The sequence below is a fragment of the Streptomyces sp. NPDC020898 genome (genome assembly GCF_044333925.1).
GTDB lineage: Bacteria > Actinomycetota > Actinomycetes > Streptomycetales > Streptomycetaceae > Streptomyces.
The window spans coordinates 222,653-241,423 of sequence record NZ_JBIRRV010000011.1 but is presented as its reverse complement, the minus strand read 5'-3'; the positions used below and the strand labels follow the sequence as shown (position 1 = coordinate 241,423).

9 protein-coding genes are annotated in these 18,771 nt (G+C 69.1%); 3 read left to right on the top strand and 6 right to left on the bottom strand.

Annotated elements, in window-relative coordinates:
- Positions 1 to 31: 31 nt before the first annotated feature.
- From ACH4TV_RS31200 to ACH4TV_RS31180, 5 genes are read right to left on the bottom strand one after another with little or no spacing between them, the layout of a single operon-like run.
- On the bottom strand, positions 32 to 1,348 hold the full coding sequence (locus ACH4TV_RS31200) for an FAD-dependent oxidoreductase (protein WP_398403959.1): 1,317 nt from the start codon (positions 1,346 to 1,348) through the stop codon (positions 32 to 34).
- Positions 1,348 to 2,229, bottom strand: a complete 882-nt coding sequence (locus ACH4TV_RS31195) for an ACP S-malonyltransferase (protein WP_398403957.1) — start codon at positions 2,227 to 2,229, stop codon at positions 1,348 to 1,350. The genes ACH4TV_RS31200 and ACH4TV_RS31195 overlap by 1 nt, the downstream gene beginning before the upstream one ends.
- Before the next feature lie 11 nt (positions 2,230 to 2,240).
- Positions 2,241 to 7,511, bottom strand: coding sequence for an SDR family NAD(P)-dependent oxidoreductase (locus ACH4TV_RS31190; protein ID WP_398403955.1), 5,271 nt, complete (start codon positions 7,509 to 7,511; stop codon positions 2,241 to 2,243).
- Positions 7,512 to 7,533: 22 nt separating this feature from the next.
- A complete protein-coding gene (locus ACH4TV_RS31185) occupies positions 7,534 to 8,364 on the bottom strand; it encodes a polyketide synthase dehydratase domain-containing protein (protein WP_398403953.1) in 831 nt (276 codons plus the stop codon).
- A complete protein-coding gene (locus tag ACH4TV_RS31180; protein WP_398403951.1) occupies positions 8,361 to 13,106 on the bottom strand; it encodes an AMP-binding protein in 4,746 nt (1,581 codons plus the stop codon). Before ACH4TV_RS31180 ends, ACH4TV_RS31185 begins: the two co-directional genes overlap by 4 nt.
- A gap of 431 nt (positions 13,107 to 13,537) precedes the next feature.
- Here ACH4TV_RS31180 and ACH4TV_RS31175 point away from each other — a divergent pair, with 431 nt between their 5' ends.
- A complete protein-coding gene (locus tag ACH4TV_RS31175) occupies positions 13,538 to 15,034 on the top strand; it encodes an SDR family NAD(P)-dependent oxidoreductase (protein WP_398403949.1) in 1,497 nt (498 codons plus the stop codon).
- Positions 15,035 to 15,050: 16 nt separating this feature from the next.
- On the opposite strand, the gene ACH4TV_RS31170 is transcribed toward ACH4TV_RS31175, so the two are convergent.
- Positions 15,051 to 16,319 carry an MFS transporter gene (locus tag ACH4TV_RS31170; protein ID WP_398403947.1) on the bottom strand — a complete coding sequence of 423 codons (1,269 nt, stop codon included), beginning with the start codon at positions 16,317 to 16,319 and terminating at the stop codon, positions 15,051 to 15,053.
- A gap of 478 nt (positions 16,320 to 16,797) precedes the next feature.
- Between ACH4TV_RS31170 and ACH4TV_RS31165 the strand changes: the two genes are divergently transcribed.
- Together ACH4TV_RS31165 and ACH4TV_RS31160 are read left to right on the top strand one after the other, a co-directional pair.
- Positions 16,798 to 17,106 (top strand): acyl carrier protein, encoded by a 309-nt coding sequence (locus ACH4TV_RS31165; protein WP_398403945.1) that lies wholly within the window; start codon positions 16,798 to 16,800, stop codon positions 17,104 to 17,106.
- Positions 17,103 to 18,728: an HAD-IIIC family phosphatase gene (locus tag ACH4TV_RS31160; RefSeq protein WP_398403943.1), complete on the top strand. Its 1,626-nt coding sequence runs from the start codon at positions 17,103 to 17,105 to the stop codon at positions 18,726 to 18,728. Before ACH4TV_RS31165 ends, ACH4TV_RS31160 begins: the two co-directional genes overlap by 4 nt.
- Positions 18,729 to 18,771: the final 43 nt, after the last annotated feature.

The following is an 18,771-nucleotide window of genomic DNA, read 5'->3' as shown; positions in this document are numbered from 1 at the left end:
GGCCGGGCGTTCCAGGCCGGAAGGTGCTTGCTCACACACCCATGAATTCCTTGACGCCGCGGAACTGCCCGAGGGCGGGCGCATCGTCCGGGAAAGGGTGCGCGACGCCCAGCCGGTCCGCGATCACCATGCCGGAGACGATGGCTCCCTCGTGTCCGGTGATGCTGGTGTCGGTGCCGCAGAACCAGAGGTTGTGCAGGCCCTGGATTTCCTTCAGCCGCTTCTTGCGGCGTACGTCGGCCGGCCGCAGCTGGGGAAGCTTCCATGTGCGACGGACGATGACGCTCTTTGAGTCGACGTTCTCCTGAGGGTCGAAGGTGATCAGGATGGGGGATTTGACGTTCCGGTAGGGGTGGAGCACGTTGCAGTTGCGGGTGAGGCTCCCGATCAGTTCCTCGGCGCGGTCGAGTTCGAATCCCGGCGGCATCCGGAACTGGCAGTAGGCGTCGCCACCCGCCGGGCTGAGCCAGCTCGTGTCCTGGTGCAGCACGCTCTCGACCGGTACGTAGGCGAAGTCCCCGAGCAGTTCCCGGTACCGGGCGTCGGAGGTCCGCAGCAGTCCCAGCGTCACATCCGCGTGCGTGGCGAACACGATCTGGTCGAACTCGTGGTGCTGCCCGGCTGCCACCACCGTCGCCCCCGAGGCCATCGGAACGACGGCTTCCACGGGCGTGTTCAGCCGGACGCGGTCGCCCAACTCGCTCTCGATCCTGCGCAGATAGCTGTGGATGCCGCCCTCCGCCTTGCGCCAGTACCCGGCGGAGAAGAAGGAGAGCAGGTTCATGCTGAACGACAGGGCGACGTACATGAGGTTGTAGTCCAGGGACGGTGCGTGGCAGCCCGAGTAGATACTCAGGATGGGGTTCATCGCCTGGTACTTGAAGCTCTTGGAGTACCCGTTCTCGTCCAGGTACTCGCCGATGCTCATGCTCTTGTACGTGTCGTCGCCCGAGGTGGGGAGCTGGTTCATCTCCCGGTGGAACCGGTCGAATTCCTCGTGCAGCTCCTCGCGCAGCCTGCCGAGGAAGTTGAGGTTGTTCCACGTCTGCTGCTCACCGGGGAAGTCCACGTGCACGGAGGACGGGGCGACGTAGGTCCCGATACCGAAGTCGGTCAGCAGCCTGAACAGGTTGGGTGAGAGCTTCTCGTTGAAGTGTTCCACGCCCATGTCGACGTGGAGGGTGCCCTGTTCCGTCTCGACCGGGTGGCTGTAGGCGTGCCCGCCCAGGTACTCACCCGCCTCGAAGAGTGTGACGTCGTGCTTACGGGCCAGCTGCCAGGCCGCGACGGAGCCGGAGCCGCCACCGCCGATGACGGCGATCCTGCTGTTCGCTGTTTCCACGGTCATCACTTCCAGGGCTCGGCCTGCGACGAGGGTCCCTCGCCGAGAATCTCTGTGGTCAACTTCGTCAGCACCCTGCCGGGGCCGACCTCGTCGAAGGTCTTGTGTCCGGTGCGGGCCAGATACACAACGGTCTGCCACCACCGCACCGGCTTCACGAGCTGGAAGACCATCTCCTCCAGCAGGTGGTCGGCGCCCAGACTGCGGCCGCTCGTTGTGGAGATCACGGTCTTGGCGGGCGGGGCGAATTTTCTCTCCCGCAGGAAGCGGGCGAACTCTCGGCGGGCCGGCTCCATGTGGCGGGAGTGGAACGCGCCGCTGACCGGCAGCGGCACGCAGCGGTGGCCGGCCTCTTCCAGCCGCGGTACCAGCTCGTCGAGCCGCGGCTTCGCCGCACTGAGGACGATCTGGCCCGGACTGTTGTAGTTGGCCACGTCCACGTCGAAGAACTCCAGTTGGACGAGGTGATCCTCGATCTGGTTCACCTGTGGTCCGATGACCGCCACCATCGCCCCGCCGTACGCTTCCTGCATGAGCGTGCCGCGCGTGGACACGATCTCGAGCCCCTCGAAAAGGTCGAGGACTCCGGCCGCGAAGAGCGCCGGGTACAGCCCCAGGCTGTGGCCCGTCACGCACCGCACCCGCTCTTCCCCGTGACGCTCGGCGTACTCCAGGTACATCAGGCAGCTGACGAAGTAGATCGCCTGCTGGGTGTGGGAGGTCTGGTTGAGCCGCCCGTGCGGGTCCTTGAGACACAGCTCGCGCAGGGAGTAGCCGACGGTCTCGTCGGCCCTGTCGCACAGCCGGGGATACGCGTCGAACACCTCTCTGCCCATGCCCAGTTGCTGAGAGCCCTGGCCGGGGAACATCACGACATCGCTGGCCACTGCCGCCCCCGTCAGTTCAACTCGAAGACGGTGAAGGGTGCGGAGGCGGACCCCCGCGCGGACGCGGACTCCGGCATGGACGCCGGTCGCCCGGCTGCCCGACTGCTGCCTTCGACCGATACAGACACGGCCTCCTCCAGGGCAACGAGGACCTCGCCGTGCTCATCTGTGAAGAAGAAGTCGTAGGTGCGGGTCCGCTGCGAGCGGCCGCCCGGCCGGGCCACGCAATGGCAGAACACCGCCTCGTCGCGCGGGGCCCTTACCACGGTCAGTCGTCCCAGGTGGTACGGGACGAACACGGACGCGCCCGGTGCCTCCTCGGCAGCCAGCAGGATGGACAACTGCATTCCGCAGTCCAGCAGCGCGGGCGACACGCCGTACCCCCAGTCGCGGTCCACGTGAATGAAGGCCCGTACCGCGCCCGGTCCGACCTCGGCCCAGCGCACGCCCCGCAACGGCTCGCCGTAGTCGTAGCCGAGCCTGCGGAAGGCGGCGTAGATCTCCCGCCCGTACTGCCTGCGGGCGCCGGAGGGCAGGTCTGGCGGGCGACCCACCGCTGCCGGTGTCATCACCTCGGCCGTGCAGTGCACCTCACCGGAGGCGCGGTCGACGAGCGAGAGCTCCCCGCTGTTCACCCGGACCTCGACGGCCTCGGGATCGGTGATCCTCTTCTGCCACAGCACGTTCGCGAGGGCGCTGCCCTCCGCCCTCCCGGCGAGAACCGCGAGCGTCCAGGCCGCCGGCGCCATGGCCACACCGTCGATCCGGTGGGCGGACACCAGCGAGGAGAGGGTGCCGAAGCCGGACTCCACCGAGTCGATCCAGTGGCGGTGGCGAAGGAACGGGTAGGCGGGTACGTCAACGGGGGTGCGCCTGGGGTAGTAGGCGTCCCAGTCCGGGGAGCCGCCCGACTCGTACACGGCAGCGATGTCCTGAGCTGTGCGGGCCGAGAGCTCCTGCACCGCCCCTGCCGCCGTGGCCGCGGGCTTCGGCCGGCGCCGCAGGTCCTGCTCCAGTGCGCGGACGAGCTCGTCCTGGTCGCGGCAGACGATCGCCACTCGGTGCGGGAGGCTGTCGCGGCAGCAGGCGAGCGTGTAGGCGAGGGCGTCCATGTCGACCCGGCCTTCGTGCAGCCACTGCCGCAGCTCGTCCATGGCCAACTGGAGTCCGGCGCTGCTGTGGTGGGAGAGCGGGATGACATAGCAATCCCGTTCCGGGCCCGTGGCGGCTGCCGGGGCGCCGGTCTGCTCGGGCACCCCGCGCACCACCACATGAGCGTTGGCGCCGCCGGCGCCGAAGGAGCTCACGGCGGACACCAGGGGAAGGTCCGCGGGCCACATCTCACGCTCCGTGCTGATCTTGAACGGGGTGGTCGCGAAGTCCAGATGCGGGTTGGTGGGCTCCGCGTGCAGCGAGGGCACCAGGGAGCCGTGGCGCATCTGGAGCACCGCTTTGAGCACTCCGCTCAGGCCGGCCGCCGATTCGAGGTGGCCGATGTTGGACTTCACCGAGCCGAGTCGGATGCGCTGCGTACCGGCCGCGGCGTAGGCCTTGGTGAGGGCCCGCAGTTCGATCGGGTCGCCCAGTGCGGTGCCGGTGCCGTGGGCCTCGACGTAGCCGATCTCTTCGGGAGAGGTGTGCGCCGCGGCGAGGGCCTTGGTGACGACCGCGTGCTGGGCCTCGGGGTTCGGCGCGGTGTAGCCGTTGGCCCGGCCGCCGGCGTTGACCGCGGAGCCGCTGATGACCGCGTAGACGCGGTCCCCGTCGCGAACGGCGTCCTCGGCGGGCCTGAGCACCAGGCTGATGACGCCCTCGCCGTCCACGAAGCCGTCGGCCTCCGCGCCGAACGGCCTGCATTCCCCGGTGCGCGAGAGCATTTCCAGGCCGCACAGCAGCTGGTACTGGCGTGGATGGGTGATGAGGTTGACGCCGCTGACGACGGCGCGGTCGCACTCCCCCGTGCGCAGGGACTGGCAGGCGAGGTGCAGCGCGGTCAGGGATGCCGAGCAAGCGGTGTCGACGGCCATGCTGGGCCCGTGCCAGTCGAACTGGTACGAGGCCCGGTTGGCCATCGACCAGAACGTCGAGGTGGGCGGTTCGGCGCCGCGTCCGGTGACCGTGTGCCAGGCATACCCGCCGTTCATGACGCCGACGAAGACTCCCGTGTCGCTGCCGGCGAGCCTGGCGCGGCTGTAGCCGGCGTCGAGGATCGCCAGGTAGGTCTGCTCCAGCACGAGTCGTTCCTGGGGGTCCATCCGTGCCGCGTCGTGGGGCGTGATGCTGAAGAACGTGTGGTCGAACGCGTCGATGTCGTCGACGAAGGCACCCCGTTCGGTGTACGCGACAGGCTCGGGGTCGTCCGTCAGGTGCCGGCTGAAACGCTCTGGGGGCACGGTGGAGGTGCAGTCCAGGCCCTCGAGGAGGAGGCCCCAGAACTCGCCGGTGTCGCGTGCCTTCGGCAGCCGTGCGGCGATGCCGACGATGGCTATGTCCTCGGGCCGGAGGACGAGCCCGTCGGTGTGCGGGGCGGGGTCCTCGGTCAGCTCTTCTTGCCCGGTGTCCTCCAGGGGGGCCCTGGGCCGGTCGTCGACGGTGGTCGCGGCGGGAGGCTCGCCGTGCGGCCGCGTACTGGTGACGGGGAAGGCGGCACCCACCGCATCCGCGTGCTCCGTGACCAGGTACTCCACCAGCCGCTCCACCGTCGGGTACTCGAACCACACCGTGGCCGGCAAATACCCCACCCGCTCACGCAACGGCTTCAACAACTCCATGGAAATCAACGAATCGATCCCCATATCCCGGAACGGACGATCACGCTCCACCTCAACCAACTCAAAACGCATCGTCTCCGCGATCACCCCACGAACAAACCCCTCCACCTCCCCCCGCACATCACCCACACCCACCACCACACCAGAAACCGACTCCGCCGCTGGGGCCAGCGCGACCATGACCTGCTGTCCGTCACCGCCGTGCGACCGCACGGCGGAGAAACCGGCCTCATGCATGAGCGCGCGCCACTGGTCGCTGCTGAGCAGAGGGCTGTGCTCTATCCGGTACGGGTCGTCGCTGAGCCACCAGCCGTCGGTGAGGCCGAAGGTCAGCGTGGCGTAGTCCTGCCGGGTCGTGATCTCGTTGAGAACGAGGATGCCGCCCTCCCGCAGCACCTTGTGCACGTTCCTGAGCGTGCCGGGAACGTTCGACGTCGCGTGGAGGACGTTGGTGGCCACGACCACGTCGAAGGACCCGATGTACTGCGTGGGCGGGTCCTCGATGTCGCAGATCTCGTAGGTGAGGAACGGGTAGTCGCCGAACGCGTCGCGGGCCTTGTTCAAGAACGCGTACGACAGGTCGGTGAAGTGATAGCTCACGTCCCGCGGGTCCAACTCCGGCAGGACGAACCGGGTGGTGCTGCCGGTCCCGGCCCCCACCTCGAGGATACGCAGCGGGCCCCGCGCGGAGTGGCGCTGGTGGTTGGCGACCACCTGTGCGCAGATCCGGTTGAAGTAGTCGGCGATGGGATTGCTCTGGTACACGGGCGCTACAAGGTCGAATGCTCCGTCGGGGAAGAGCACGTCCAACGCGTCGGTGGTCCCGCTCAGCACGTCGGGCAGATGGTCGAGACACCGGTCGAGCAGCGTGATGTGACCTTCCAGTTCCGGGTAGTCACGCAGGAGTTCGGCCCGCGGCCGAGACTGCGCGGCGGGCATCGCGCCGATGGCCTCCCGCAGCTTCGCGTACTTGGCGATCGTCGTCGGCGGCAGCGGCACCTGGTGCAACCGCCACCGCGTGTACGCCTCCAGGTGCTCGGAGAGGTCCCGGTTGCGGGCGACATCCGCCGCGTCGCCCGTGAAGGCCGGCACCACCGCGTCGAGAACTCCGGTGGAACCGTCCGGCTCCGCCACGGCGACGGGCTTGTGCGGCGTGATTCCCATGCGCTCCAACGCCTCCTCCGTTCCTTTCACACACGTGATCTGTCGGTGGTCGCCCGCGAGGAACCGTTCGATGGCCGACAGCCCCTCGGCCGGCTCGATCGAGCCGATCCCCAGCTTCTCCATCCGTTCCCGGTACTCCGGCCTCGCGACGACCCCGATCCCGCCCCAGAACCCCCAGTTGACGACCTTGGCGTCGATCAGCAGGGCCTGATGGAGAAGATCCGCGTAGGCGTCCTTGGCCACACACGCGGCGGCGTAGTTGGCCTGTCCCGCACTGGCGATGTGAGCCTGGACGGAGGAGAAGAAGAGACAGAAGTCGATGTCCCTGCCGCGCAGCGCGTCCACGAGGTGGTGGGTGCCGTGCACCTTCGGGCGCAGTACGTCGCCCAGCACCTGCTCGCTCATCGTGGCGAGGGTGGCGTCCTGGAGCACGAGCGCGGAGTGCACGACGCCGTTGATGACCTCGTGGGCGTCGAGGGCGCGCTGGAGCGCCGGACCGTCGGCCAGGTCGGCCTGGTGGTAGTGGACCTCGCGGGCGCCCAGCTCACGAAGCCGCGCCCGGGCACCGGCGAAGTGCTCGGCCGACCGACGGCCGATGACGACCACCTCGGCCTGGTAGGCGGTGGCCAGGTACTCGGCGAGCAGACCGCCGAGTCCACCGGTGCCGCCCAGGATGACGTAAGTGCCGTGCGTCCGGAACGCCGAGCGGGTGGGCCAGTCGCCGAGGGACGCCGGCTCCATCGACGCGACGGCGTACTCGTCACCGCGGATGCAGACGGGTTTGCCCGGCACGGTCGGCAGGGACCGGTCCAAGGCCTCGGACAGCGACGACGCGGTGAGGTCCGCGAGGCAGAAGCAGCGCACCACCCACTCGGGCCGCTCCTTGGCGAGGGCCTGGGTCAGGCCGACGTACACGCCGTCCGCAGGATGCGTGGCAGCGGTGAACAGCGGGCTGTGCACCGCCTTGTCGGTGAATACGTCGAGTCGGGTCCGCGGACGCCTGTCGAGGACGTGGACAAGTTCGAGAAAGGCGGAGACATCGCCGTCGCGCACCCCTTCGGCCCATGAGGTGCGGCTGACGAACACCAGGTGTTCGTCGGCGGCCGGAGCGGCGGCGAGCTCGGCCAGCGCCGCGCCGTCGAGCAGCAGCACCCTGCTGTGCGGGAACTCCTGCGTCAGTTCACGGTGCAGTAGGTGCTGTCCGGGCGGCACCAGGAAGATCCTCGGGCCGTCAGCGGCGGTCCGCGACGGGTCCAGCCGGCTGTGCGTCCACTGCGGGGCGAACACCATCCCGTCCACGGAGGCACGACGGACCAGCGAGAGATCGGGTCGTTCGTTGTGACTCAACAAAATCCCCTAGGCCTAGGATTCAGAGCGCGGGCTTCACACCGAGGTCGAAGACCGACAGAAGCGGCTCGTAATCCTCGTCGAATACCGTGAAGTTGGTTCTGAACGGAGAGAGCTTCTGCGTCAGAACGAAAGCGGAATCGGCAGGAATGAGTGGCGGGACGTGAAAGACCATGTGTCCCATGGAAAAAGGCATCAAGCTGTCCCGATGCTCACCGATGGAAATCGCCATGCCCGACTGGAAGGAGCAGTCGAGGAGGTTCACCAGGTCCATCCGCGTACCGTCGTTGTGGGACAGCCAGGCCAACGACAGCTGCCCGTACCGCTGTACATAGGTAATACGGCGGAAGTACGGACCGTAGTCGATGCCCATGTTCGAGAACTCTTCGTAGATTTCCCGGCGGGTGAGATGGGACCGGGTGTTCGCGCAGATCGCGTCCCGGACGTCCAGACCCACCGCGGGGGCCCGGTCCTGCTTCTCGAACAGGAGCGTCCCCATACCGCAGTGCGCGGCACGGTTGGTGACGGTGTAGTCCACTGCCGACCCGTCGGGCGCGAAACGGAAGGCCAGACAGAGCTCGTCGAGGGGCTCGTCACCGGCGATCGGTCGCAGCCAGGCGGCGTCCCTGATGGCCGACGTCCGTGCTTCGGGGTGGAGTCGGGCTGCGCCCTGCAGCGCCATCTCCAGGCCGACGACACCGGGCAGGACGCGCCGGCCGCGCACCAGGTGCTCTCGGAGGTATGTGTGGCCGGGCCCGATCCGCGCCCGGAAGGCGCCCGGTTCGCCGGCTGCGAGCAGGCGTATCGGCTCCGCCGTGCCGCGGTCCGCTGCCTCGTCGTCCTCGGTCGTCACGCCGTGTGCCCCCCGTCCGTGAACCAGAGATCCACTTCGTCGAACGGATAGGCGGGCAGCCGCAGCCTGCGCGGCTCGTGCCCCACGAAGAGTGCCTGCCAGTCGATGGGCCGACCGGCCAGGTACCGCTCGCGGGCCGACTCGGGAGTCGGCCGCTGCGAGCCCGGTTCCCGCTCCGCCGACGGCGCGTGGACCGGTTCGCCCGCCGTGCGCAGTGCGCGCACCAGCTCCTCGACGGAGGAGAGGCACCAGGCCTGCCGGTACGCCAAGTGCTCTCGTCGGCACAGGGTGTACGAAAAGTCGAGCAGGTCCTGGTCCGACACCGGTCCGGCCCGTTCGACGTGGTCGAGCAGCGTGGCCGTGAGCCTGTGCAGTGCCTGCGGGGTGCGCGCCGACAGCGGCACCAGCCAGGTCTGCGCACGGGTGCCGCGCCGGGCGGGAGGGTTCGGCGGCGACGAGAGAACGACGTGTGCGTTGGTGCCGCCGAAGCCGAAGGAGCTGATCCCGGCCACGAGTTCACCGTCGTCGTCCCACCCGACCGTCTTCTGCAGCACCTCAAAGGGCGTGTCCTCCAGGACGATGCCCGGATTCAGCTCCTGGAAGTGCAGGTTGGCCAGCAAGGTCCGGTGCTCGAAGGTCTTGATCACCTTGGTCACGGAGGCGACTCCCGCGGCGGGCTCCAGATGCCCGATGTGGGACTTGACCGCGCCGAGCCGGACGCGGCGCCCCGCCGGCTCCGGCACCAGGTGCTCCCATGCCCGCCTGAGCGCGTCGATCTCGATCGCGTCGCCCAGCACCGTTCCGGTCCCGTGGGTCTCGATGTACCCGGTGCGGGCGGCGAGTTCGGGAGTATAGGCGTCCAGGAGCAGGCTGTACTGGGCGTTGGGGTTGGGGGCGGTGAGCGAGTTGGCGTGGCCGCCGTGGTTCTCCGCCACGCTCTCGACCACCGCGCGGATCTCGTCGCCGTCGGCGAGGGCGTCCGCCAGCCGCTTGACCAGGAAGCTTCCGTAGCCCTCACCACGGACATAGCCGTTGGCCGAGGCGTCGAAGGCCGCGCATCGGTGGTCGGGGGAGAGGAATCGGGCCGACCGGAGTCCCTCGTTGATCTGGGAGTCGAGGATGAGGTTCACTCCGCCCACCACCGCCGCGTCGCAGACCCCGGCACGCAGGTCGCGGCACGCCTTGACCAGCGCCACCAGGGAGCCGGAGCAGGCGGTGTCGAGGGTCGTCGAGGGCCCGTGCCAGTCGAACCAGGAGGAGACGCGGTTGGCGATGAGGCTCATGGAGTGACCCACCAGCGAGTACGGTATCTGCCGCGCGTCGGCCCTGGCCTGGAGCAGCGCGTAGTCGTTGCCGGTGGCCGCCATGTAGCAGCCGGTACGCGATCCGCGCAGCCCGGAAGGGGCATACCCGCCGTCTTCGAGCGTGTGCCAGACGGACTGCAGCAGCAACCGCTGCCGCGGGTCCATCCAACTCGCCTCCAGCGGCGAGATGGAGAAGAACCTGGCGTCGAACCCCTTGATCCCGGGCAGGAATCCGGCGATCTCGCCGGACAGGCCGCGCTCGGCACCGGCCGGTACGACGCAGTCCCTGCCGTCGAGCAGGGCCTGCCAGAACGCTTCGGGATCCTGCCCGCCGGGGAGTACCGCCGAGAGCCCTACGATGGCCAGGCGGTCGTCGGCGCCGTTCGGGAACAGGGTCGCCCCGAGACGCTCAGCGGGCGTCGGCAGCCTGTACTTCTCCCGCTCAGCCCGGCCGCCGGACAGCCGGGCGACTGTCTCGGCGACATTGCGCAGGGTATTCATGCGGTAGAAGTCGTGTGCGTGGACGACGACTTCGTACCGTTTACTGATCTTCGCGGCGAGGATGTTGTAGCCGAGCGAGTTGACGCCCTGATACCCCAGAGGCCGATCGGCGTCAGGTGCCGCGAGGCCCAGTTCGGAGGCGACGAGCTGTCGCAGCTCGGCCAGGAGGTCTCCCGTACCCGTGGCGCCGGTTTCCCCCGGGACCTGCTCCCCGCCGGTCGCCGCGAGGGAGCCCTCGTCCACCGGGTACAGGCCCAGTGAGGACAGCGGCTCCTGGGCCAGCTTCTTGACATCGGTCTTGCCGTTGGCCGTCAGCGGGATCTCGCGGAGCCGGTGCACCGCCTGCGGCACCATGTAGTACGGCAGCGTCTCCCGGCACCGCTCCCGCACCGCCTCGGCGTCGAGTTCCTCGGCGTCGGGCAGCCATACGAAGCAGCGCAGGTGCGGCTCGGGCTCCGGCCGGACTACGGCGACGACGGTTGCCGCCGGGGCCTGGACCGCCACAGCGGCGGCCACCTCGTCGAGTTCGATCCGGTGTCCGTTGACCTTGCGCTGACCGTCCTTGCGGGAGACGTAGGTCAGGTGCGACGAGCCTTCGTAGTGCACCATGTCGCCGGTCCGGTAGGAGGGCGTGCCGTCGGGCAGCGTGCCGAAGGCCGTCGTCGGGGCGTTGAGATAGCCCTGCGCCACGCAGTCGCCGGCAATCATCAGCTCGCCCCGCATGCCCGGCGCGACGGACCGCCCGTCGGCGTCCACCACGTAGTACCGGGTGTGGTGCGCGGGCTCTCCCAGGTGGATACGCCGGGCGTCGGTGACGCGCTGCCAGCTCGCCCAGATGGTCGCCTCGGTCGGGCCGTACATGTTGTAGACGGCCGCGCTCTGGCTCAGCAGGTAGTCCGCGACGTCGCGGTCCAGAGCCTCCCCTCCGCACAGCAAGGTCATGCGCCGGTCTGCTCTCCAGCCGACGGCCTTCAGAATGCGCCAGGTGGACGGCGTTGCCTGGACGACGCTGGCGCCGCTGCTGTCGATGCCCTCGGCCAGCAGGGTTGCGCTGGTCCTGGCCTCCTCGGACAGCACCTGAACGCTCGCGCCGCACAGCAGCGGCAGCAGGAACTCCAGGAGCGAGATGTCGAAGCCGATCGGCGTCAGCGCCACGATGCGGTCGTCCGGACGCATTCCGGGGTCCTCCCGCACGGAGTGCAGGAAGTTGACGAGATTGCCCTCGCTCACGACCACGCCCTTGGGGGTGCCGGTCGATCCCGAGGTGAACATCACGTAGGCGGTGCGATCCGCGTCGGCGGGGGCCGCCGGCCAGTCGTCGTACGGTTCTGGACCGGCGGACGGAGTCCGCAGCGCATCGTCCACTTCCTGTGCCCGTATGTGGGGGAACAGGAGCGCCGCCCGGTCCCGGGTCGCCGCGTCCACCAGGATCACGCTCAGGTCTGCGGTCTTCGCCATGTACGCGAGGCGGCCGTCCGGCAGTCGAGGGTCCAGCGGCACGAACGTGCGCCGCCGCGCCATCGCGGTCAGGTAGGCGACGGGGATCGCGGCCGACCTCTCCAGGAAGACGCCGACCGGCCCGTCCTCGTCCCGGGCGCCGGCCGGAGCCAGGGCGCGGCAGAGCTGGTGCGTGGCGCCGAGCAGTTCGCCGTAGGTGAGCGACCGTTGATCGTCCACGACGGCCACCCGGTCCGGCTCCCGTCCCGCGGCGGCGAGGAGCTCAGCGCCCAGGCCCTGGGAGTCAGGGGCGGTCCGGTCTGCTCCCTCGGCCACCGGCTGCGCCGGGCGCGACAGGTCGCACTGCGACGGCGGCCGATGCGGTTCAGCGGTCATGAACCGGGCCATGCGCAGAAAGTTGGTCGCCAGCGCCGACAGGGCCGGCGGCGAGATCACGCGCGTGGAGGAGTCGAAGGAGAGGTGGATGCCCTGCTCGTCGGAGCTGAAGTTGACGCTCAACTCGCTCGAACTGCCGGTGTCGGGCTTACGGATCCAGGAGACGTCCACTCCCCACAGCCGCGGCACGGCGGTCGGCAGCATGGCGGAGGAGGCGTTCACCACGAGATTGAGAACGCTGCCTGCCTGGTCCACCGTGGGGCCGTGTTCGGCCGCGGCCAGGGCGAGCAGGTCAAGCGTCGGGAAGTTCTGGTGCTCCCTCAGTTCCTCGCGCTGCGTGCGCACCTGTTCCAGCACCGACAGCGCGGACCGCTCCGCCGAGACGTCCAGCCAGAGAGGTAGCAGATTGGTGTGACAGCCGTAGGGGGCTCCGTACGCCCGGGTGTCCACGGTATGCGCGACCACAACGCTCCGGTCGTCGTCGCCATAGGCGTGCACGAGGGCACCGGTGACGCCGACGACGAACTGGAGCAGGCTCAACTCGTGACGCCGCAGGAACCGGTGGATCTCTTCGGCGTGTTCGCCGGTGAGGGTCTCCTTGACCGCGATGTGGCGGCCGTCCTGGTCCGGCCTCGCGGAGGAGAAGGTCAGCGGCTGGTGCAGCCGACGACCCGTCAGCATCGACCGCCAGTAGGACACGTCCTCGGTGGCGTCGGGCCGCCGCACCGTGTCGAACGACCGCTCAAGGACCGGGGCTTCACCCTCCCAGCAGGCGCTGAGGGCGGCGCAGAACGGCGCATAGGACCCGCCGTCGAACGCCAGATGGCTGAAGTCCAGGCGGAGTAACAGCTTCTGCCGGGACGCCCGCCATAACCGGAACCGGAAGAGCTCCTGGCCGGTGGGGTCGATGCCGCCGGGATCGAGGAGATCGTCCTGTCGCTCGCAGCGCTGCAGCACCCGCCTGGGTATCGGACGACTTCTCGCCATCAGCGTTCCGCCGACTTCGGTGAAATAGCAGAGAAGCCGCGGGAAAGCCGTCGAAACCGCCTCCCGGAGCGCGTCATTGAGACGGTCGGTGTCGACGTCGCCGGTCAGAGCGTACACATAACTCACGGTGAGTCCCGGGTCATCGGGATTCCGTTGATGCCGATACCACTGAAAGTGTTCGTAGGCGCTCGCCCGACATTCCGTCATGAACACAGAGACCTCTCACCCGCCCAGGCACCGGATATTCCGCGCACCTCTCCGGAGAACCTGCACCCGACTGCCGACCAGCCACGCGGGGACAGCAGCCCCGTCGCGCCCATGATGCCGTGCGGCGATCATTTGTCACCACCGCGCACAGTCAGGATCCCCGTTGCCCTGTCGGATGTTCAACCGGCTTTGTACCGCAGTTGAACACTCACGGTGGCGGTGTCCTGGAGGCCTTGCGGAAAAGCCGCCTCGGTGTCTCAAGGGCACCCGCGTTACGGTGACGGCCCGGCCGCGCACTGTCCCGCAGCGCCCATTCGAGGTCGCTCATCGGAGGTACACACGTGCTCCTTTCGCAAGACGACGTGGCGCTGTTCGCACAGGTCAGCGGGGACCGGAACGCGCTGCACTGCTCGCCCGACCACGCCCGCCGCACACCCTTCGGCCGGACCGTCGCGCATGGCGTCCTCGCGGTACTGGCGACGCTGGACGAACAGGCGCCGGACACAGCGGGAGTGACAGCCGTCGAGGCCGACTTCGGCAACCCCGTGTTCCCCGGGGTGCGATACCGCTCCAAGACACTGGCCGGGGCCAGGACCGGCTCCGGTCACCGGCTGCTCGACGGGGACCGGAACTGCCTGACCGTACGGGTCCGCCCGGGCATCCCACCGGACCTGGATCCGCTTCCCGCGCCGTCGGCGCGGTCCGCGTCGCTGCACACGACCGCGGATCTGCCCGCGGGCACCACGGTGTCCGGAGAGTACGGCCCGGACGGGATCGATGCGCTGCGCGCGCGTTTCCCGGCCGCCTCCAGGCTGCTCGGGCGGACGCCACTGGCCTGCCTGCTGTGGTCCAGCTACGTGGCCGGGATGCGCCTGCCGGGGGAGAACTGCCTGCTCGGCAGGGTGGCGCTGCAGTTCTTCCCAGTCGCCGCGACGGGCCCCACGCGACTGTCGTACACCGCCCGCGTAGTCCACATCGACCACCGCTTCGGGCTGGTATCGATCGGCGGGGAGATCACGGCGGACGGCGTGGTCGTCGCCGAGGCCGAGATCGAGGCGATAGTACGCGCTCCCGTTCCCCCGGCCACGTCGGCCACGATGAGCACACACCTGAGTCCGTCCACCCGGCTGCGGGGCACATCGGCCGTCGTCGTCGGCGGCAGCCGCGGGTTGGGGGCGGCCCTGTCCCTGGCCCTGGCGTCGCAGGGCTGCGAGGTCTTCGTAGGGCACCGAGGCGCTCTTCCGGACTCCCTGCGGGCCGACTGTGACCGGCTGCCGGGCCGACTGCACTCCGTGCCCGGCGATGCCGCGGACCCACGATGGAGCAGCGAACTGCGCTCCCGCATCGAGCACGAGCACGGCCGACTCGACTTCCTGGTGTGCAGCGCGGCCCCGCCGCTGCACACCCTGGGCCTGGCACCCACCGACCTGGAACGGATCGACGAGTTCCTGACCGGTTCACTGCGGCTGGTCAGCGCGCCCATGGCAGGGCTGCTGGGGCTCCTGGAGCCCGGGCACGGCCGGTGCCTGGTGATCTCCTCGGCCGCCCTGCGCGAACCACCCCGCGAATGGCCGCACTACATCGCGGCAAAATCCGCCGTCGAGGGCCTGGTCCACTGGGCCGCCCGGCACCACCCCGGCGTGGCGTTCCTCCTCGCGCGGCCGGGGATGCTGTGGACCGAGCAGACGAACTCCCCCAGCGCCCGGGAGACGGCCGGGCCGGTGGAACCGGTGGCGGCGGCGCTCGTGCACCGCCTGCTGCGCGCCACGCCCACCGGCGAAGTCCCCCACCTCATCTGCGAGGACGCCCTCGATGCGGTCCCGGCCGACCTGCCGTGAACAGCCGTCGGACCCGTCAGACCGTGGAGGTCGTGTCCACACTCTCCTGCTCCTGCGCACGGGAGCCGGCGCCGACCACGCCCCGCATGGCGACAACCAGAAAGGCGAGGAGGGCGAAGGCCGCCGCGGAGAAGATGGGAACCGCGCTGGACCCGTCGATGGCGCCGAAGACCACGCCGGACAGCCCCGCCGAGAGGGCCGCGATGGCACCGGCCGTGCCCATGACGGAGCCTTGGTGGCTGTCGTCCACGGCCGCCGACATCATGCCCACCAGACCGCTGTAGGAGATCCCGTAGGTGACCGCGCCCACCAGGCACAGGGTGTAGAGCGCGAACATCGCGCCGGTCAGCGCGGTCCCGGCGATGCACACGGTCATCCCGGCCAGCGAACCGGCCACCGCGACCTGCGGCTTGAGGTACTTCATCGACAGCGGCACCAGCGAGAGGAACGCAGCCGCGAGGCCCACGCCGACGACCGAGATCAGGTTGGTGACCCCGCGCTGGTCGAAGCCCTCGTTCGCCGTCAGGTACAGGCCGATGAACTGGAAGAAGGCGGTCCAGCCCAGGGACATGAACAGCAGGGTGGCGGAGAGCACTCGGACCCCGGGGAAGGCGAAGGACTCCATCAGGTGCTTCACCGGGTTGGGGAAGGCCATACGCCCCGCCGGCTTGGGCGCCGGGGCCTCACGGTAGGCGGCGAGCAGGATCAGCAGGTTCAGCACTGTGGCACCGGCCACGAAGACGAACGGGGTCCTGAGGTTGAACCAGGAGACCAGGGAGGAGTCGCTGAGGTATCCGCCGATGAGCGGACCCACCACGTACCCGGTCGAGACGCAGAACATGATCAGCCCGATGGAGTTCACCCGCCGCTCCTTCGGCGTGACATCGAGGATCGCCGCCTGGGCGACCGGCAGGCTGCCGGAGAAGAGGCCGCTGATCACCCGTGCGGCGACGAACATGGAGACGTCCCGGTCCAGCATCGCCCAGATGGTCAGCGCATAGCCCAGCGCCAGCCCCGTCAGGCACAGCGCAAGGGTTTTCTTGCGGCGGAAGTGATCAGACAGCGAGCCGAGCAGCGGAGCGCCGAAGAACATGGCTAATGAATAGCTGCCGATGGCTACTCCGTAGAACACGTCACGAGTACCGGATCCCGCGCTGCTCATGATGCCGGCATGGGCATCGTAGGAGATAGGAATCAGCACAGGAATGATGAGACTGACACTCAAGTTGTCAATCAGGATGATGAAGTAGAAAGGGATAAGACTGGCCAACCCGTTTTTGCGCATGACGCTTTCTCCTTTTTCGGCTCGGTCGGCACCGGTGGATCGCCGGGCGCGCTGGCTGCAACGAGTCGTGGCCGGTCCGGGGGCTGTGCAGGCGGTAGCGCGGTCGTACCGTCGTCCGGAACCGGGGCGTCCGGAACCGCCTTCGGCACACAACGCGTTGGTGAAGTGGGGGATTGGATTGGTCCGCGTTGCCTTCTGGCGAGCCGGAGGGGACGGTGACTGCGGACGGCATAATAACGCACCCGCAGTGGCAGGGTGATTGCGAGTGGTGATGGCCGCGGCGGCCCGAACTCCCCTGCCGACCCCGGCTGTTCATTTTCCGCGTCGCCGCGCGAACGGCCGTCGTATCAAGCGAAGTTGCGGCGCGCGGCGAGCGGTCCCTAGGCTCGGGATCCGGCTGTCGAGTGACGGCTGTTGGGGATTGCTTCGCCTTTTCCGCCATATGCGTTGCGATCACGGCCGAAACGAGGGTGTTCTCGTGACCGAAACGAACGAGCTGGAAGCCACACCCGACGAGACCTCCGAGCGAACGCGAGTTCCTGCCTCCGCCCAGCAGGCGGAAAGCACGGTGGTGGAGACGTTCCGCGAGGTACTGGGTCTGGACACCGTCGCCCCGGACGTCCCCTTCGCCGCACTGGGCGGGGACTCGATGCGGGCCGTGCGCGTGCTGTCGCGCCTGTGGCGTGAACTGGGCGTGGAGCTGCCCGTGCACGCGCTCAAGAACGACACGACCGCCACCGAACTCGCCGCGGCCGTCCGCGCCCATGCGGAGGGCCGGCCCGGATGAGCGACGCGAAGAATCCGGGGATCGCCCTCGCCACGTCCTTCACCGCGGACGGGCTCAGGGCCGTGATGGCCCGGCTGCTGCAGGGCACGGGCCGCGAGGTGGTGGCGGCATCGTACGGCCAGATCGTGGAACCGATGCTCGACCCGGGCAGCGTGCTCCTGACCCACGCCGGGGTGAACGTCGTGCTGCTGCGAGTCGAGGACCTGGGCCGGGGTGCCACTGACCCCGCACGTGGCGACCTGCTCCTGGACGAGCTGCTCTCTGTACTGTCCAGCGCGCCCGCCCGCAGCGCGGCGACCTGGCTGGTGGCCCTTACCCCACCGTCGCCGGGGGCCCTCGCCAACCCCGGCAGGGCACAGTGGATCGACGCCGCCACGCGGCGGATCACCGACGCCGTCGGCCCGCTGCCCGGCATGCACCTCATATCGCTGGAAGACCTCACCGACCGCTACGGCGTGCCGGAGACACACGACGAGTACGCCGACCGCATCGCTCATCTGCCGTACACCGATGGGTACTTCGACGCGCTGGCCGACTGGCTGGTGCGGATGGCCGCCACGACGTGGAACAGGCCCCGCAAGGTCGTGGTGCTCGACTGCGACAACACCCTGTGGGCCGGAGTGTGCGGCGAGGACGGGCCGCTCGGGGTGGAGATCGGCCCGGGGCACCGTATGGTCCAGGAGTTCCTGCTGGGCCAGCGCGGGCGGGGAAAACTGCTCTGCCTGTGCAGCCGCAACGAGGAGGCCGATGTCCAGGCCGTGTTCACCGAGCACCCGGACATGGTCCTCACGATGCGGGACGTCACCTCCCACCGGATCGGCTGGCAGCCCAAAGCCCAGTACCTGTACGAGCTCTCCGAGGAGCTGGGGCTGGCGCTGAACTCGTTCGTCTTCGTGGACGACGATGCCGTGGAATGCGCGTCGGTGCGCGCACAACTGCCCGAGGTCGCCGTGGTGGAACTGACCCGGGACGCCGACGCGGCGCCGGGTCAGCTGGCCCGTGAGGCTGCCTTCGACCAGCTCACGGTGACCGACGAGGACCAGTTGCGGGCCGACTGGTACGAGACCGAGCCGAAGCGCCGGGCCCTTGAGCGGTCCGCTGCGGACTATGAGGAGTTCCTGGCCCGCTGCGCGATCGAGGTCACGATGGAGGAGCTTTCGGACTCCGTGCTGGAGCGCGCAGCCCAACTCACCACCCGTACGACGCAGTTCACCCTGGCGGGCACCGCCTTCACGGTGCCGGGGCTGCGGCAGTTGCTCGACGGTGGCGGCCGGGGCTGGATGGTGCGGGTCCAGGATGTGTTCGGCGACTACGGCACGGTCGGACTCGTCCTGGCACAGGCCGACGGCGACGTGCTGAACGTCCCGGTCTTCCTGCTCAGTTGCCGGGTTCTCAACCGCCGGGTGGAGACACGGATGCTGCGGATGCTGAGCGCTCAGGCCCGTGCGGCCGGCTGCCGCACCCTGCGCCTGCCCTATCGGCCCACCCGGCGCAACGCGCCCGCGCGTCACTTCCTCCAGCAGCTCTCCGGAAGGGCCATCGGCGTCGATGACGCCGCCGGCGTCATCGACGTACGGACCGACGACTGGATCGACGTCCCCACGGCAGCGGCCACGCACTAGCCGCGCAGCCCACACCATGTGTGGCCGACGTCCGGTCGGCTGC

Bases quoted from the DNA above. Each gene is read 5' to 3' on its own strand.
- ACH4TV_RS31170 (WP_398403947.1), bottom strand. From the start codon at position 16,319: ATGCGCAAAAACGGGTTGGCCAGTCTTATCCCTTTCTACTTCATCATC.
- ACH4TV_RS31160 (WP_398403943.1), top strand. From the start codon at position 17,103: ATGAGCGACGCGAAGAATCCGGGGATCGCCCTCGCCACGTCCTTCACC.
- ACH4TV_RS31200 (WP_398403959.1), bottom strand. From the start codon at position 1,348: ATGACCGTGGAAACAGCGAACAGCAGGATCGCCGTCATCGGCGGTGGC.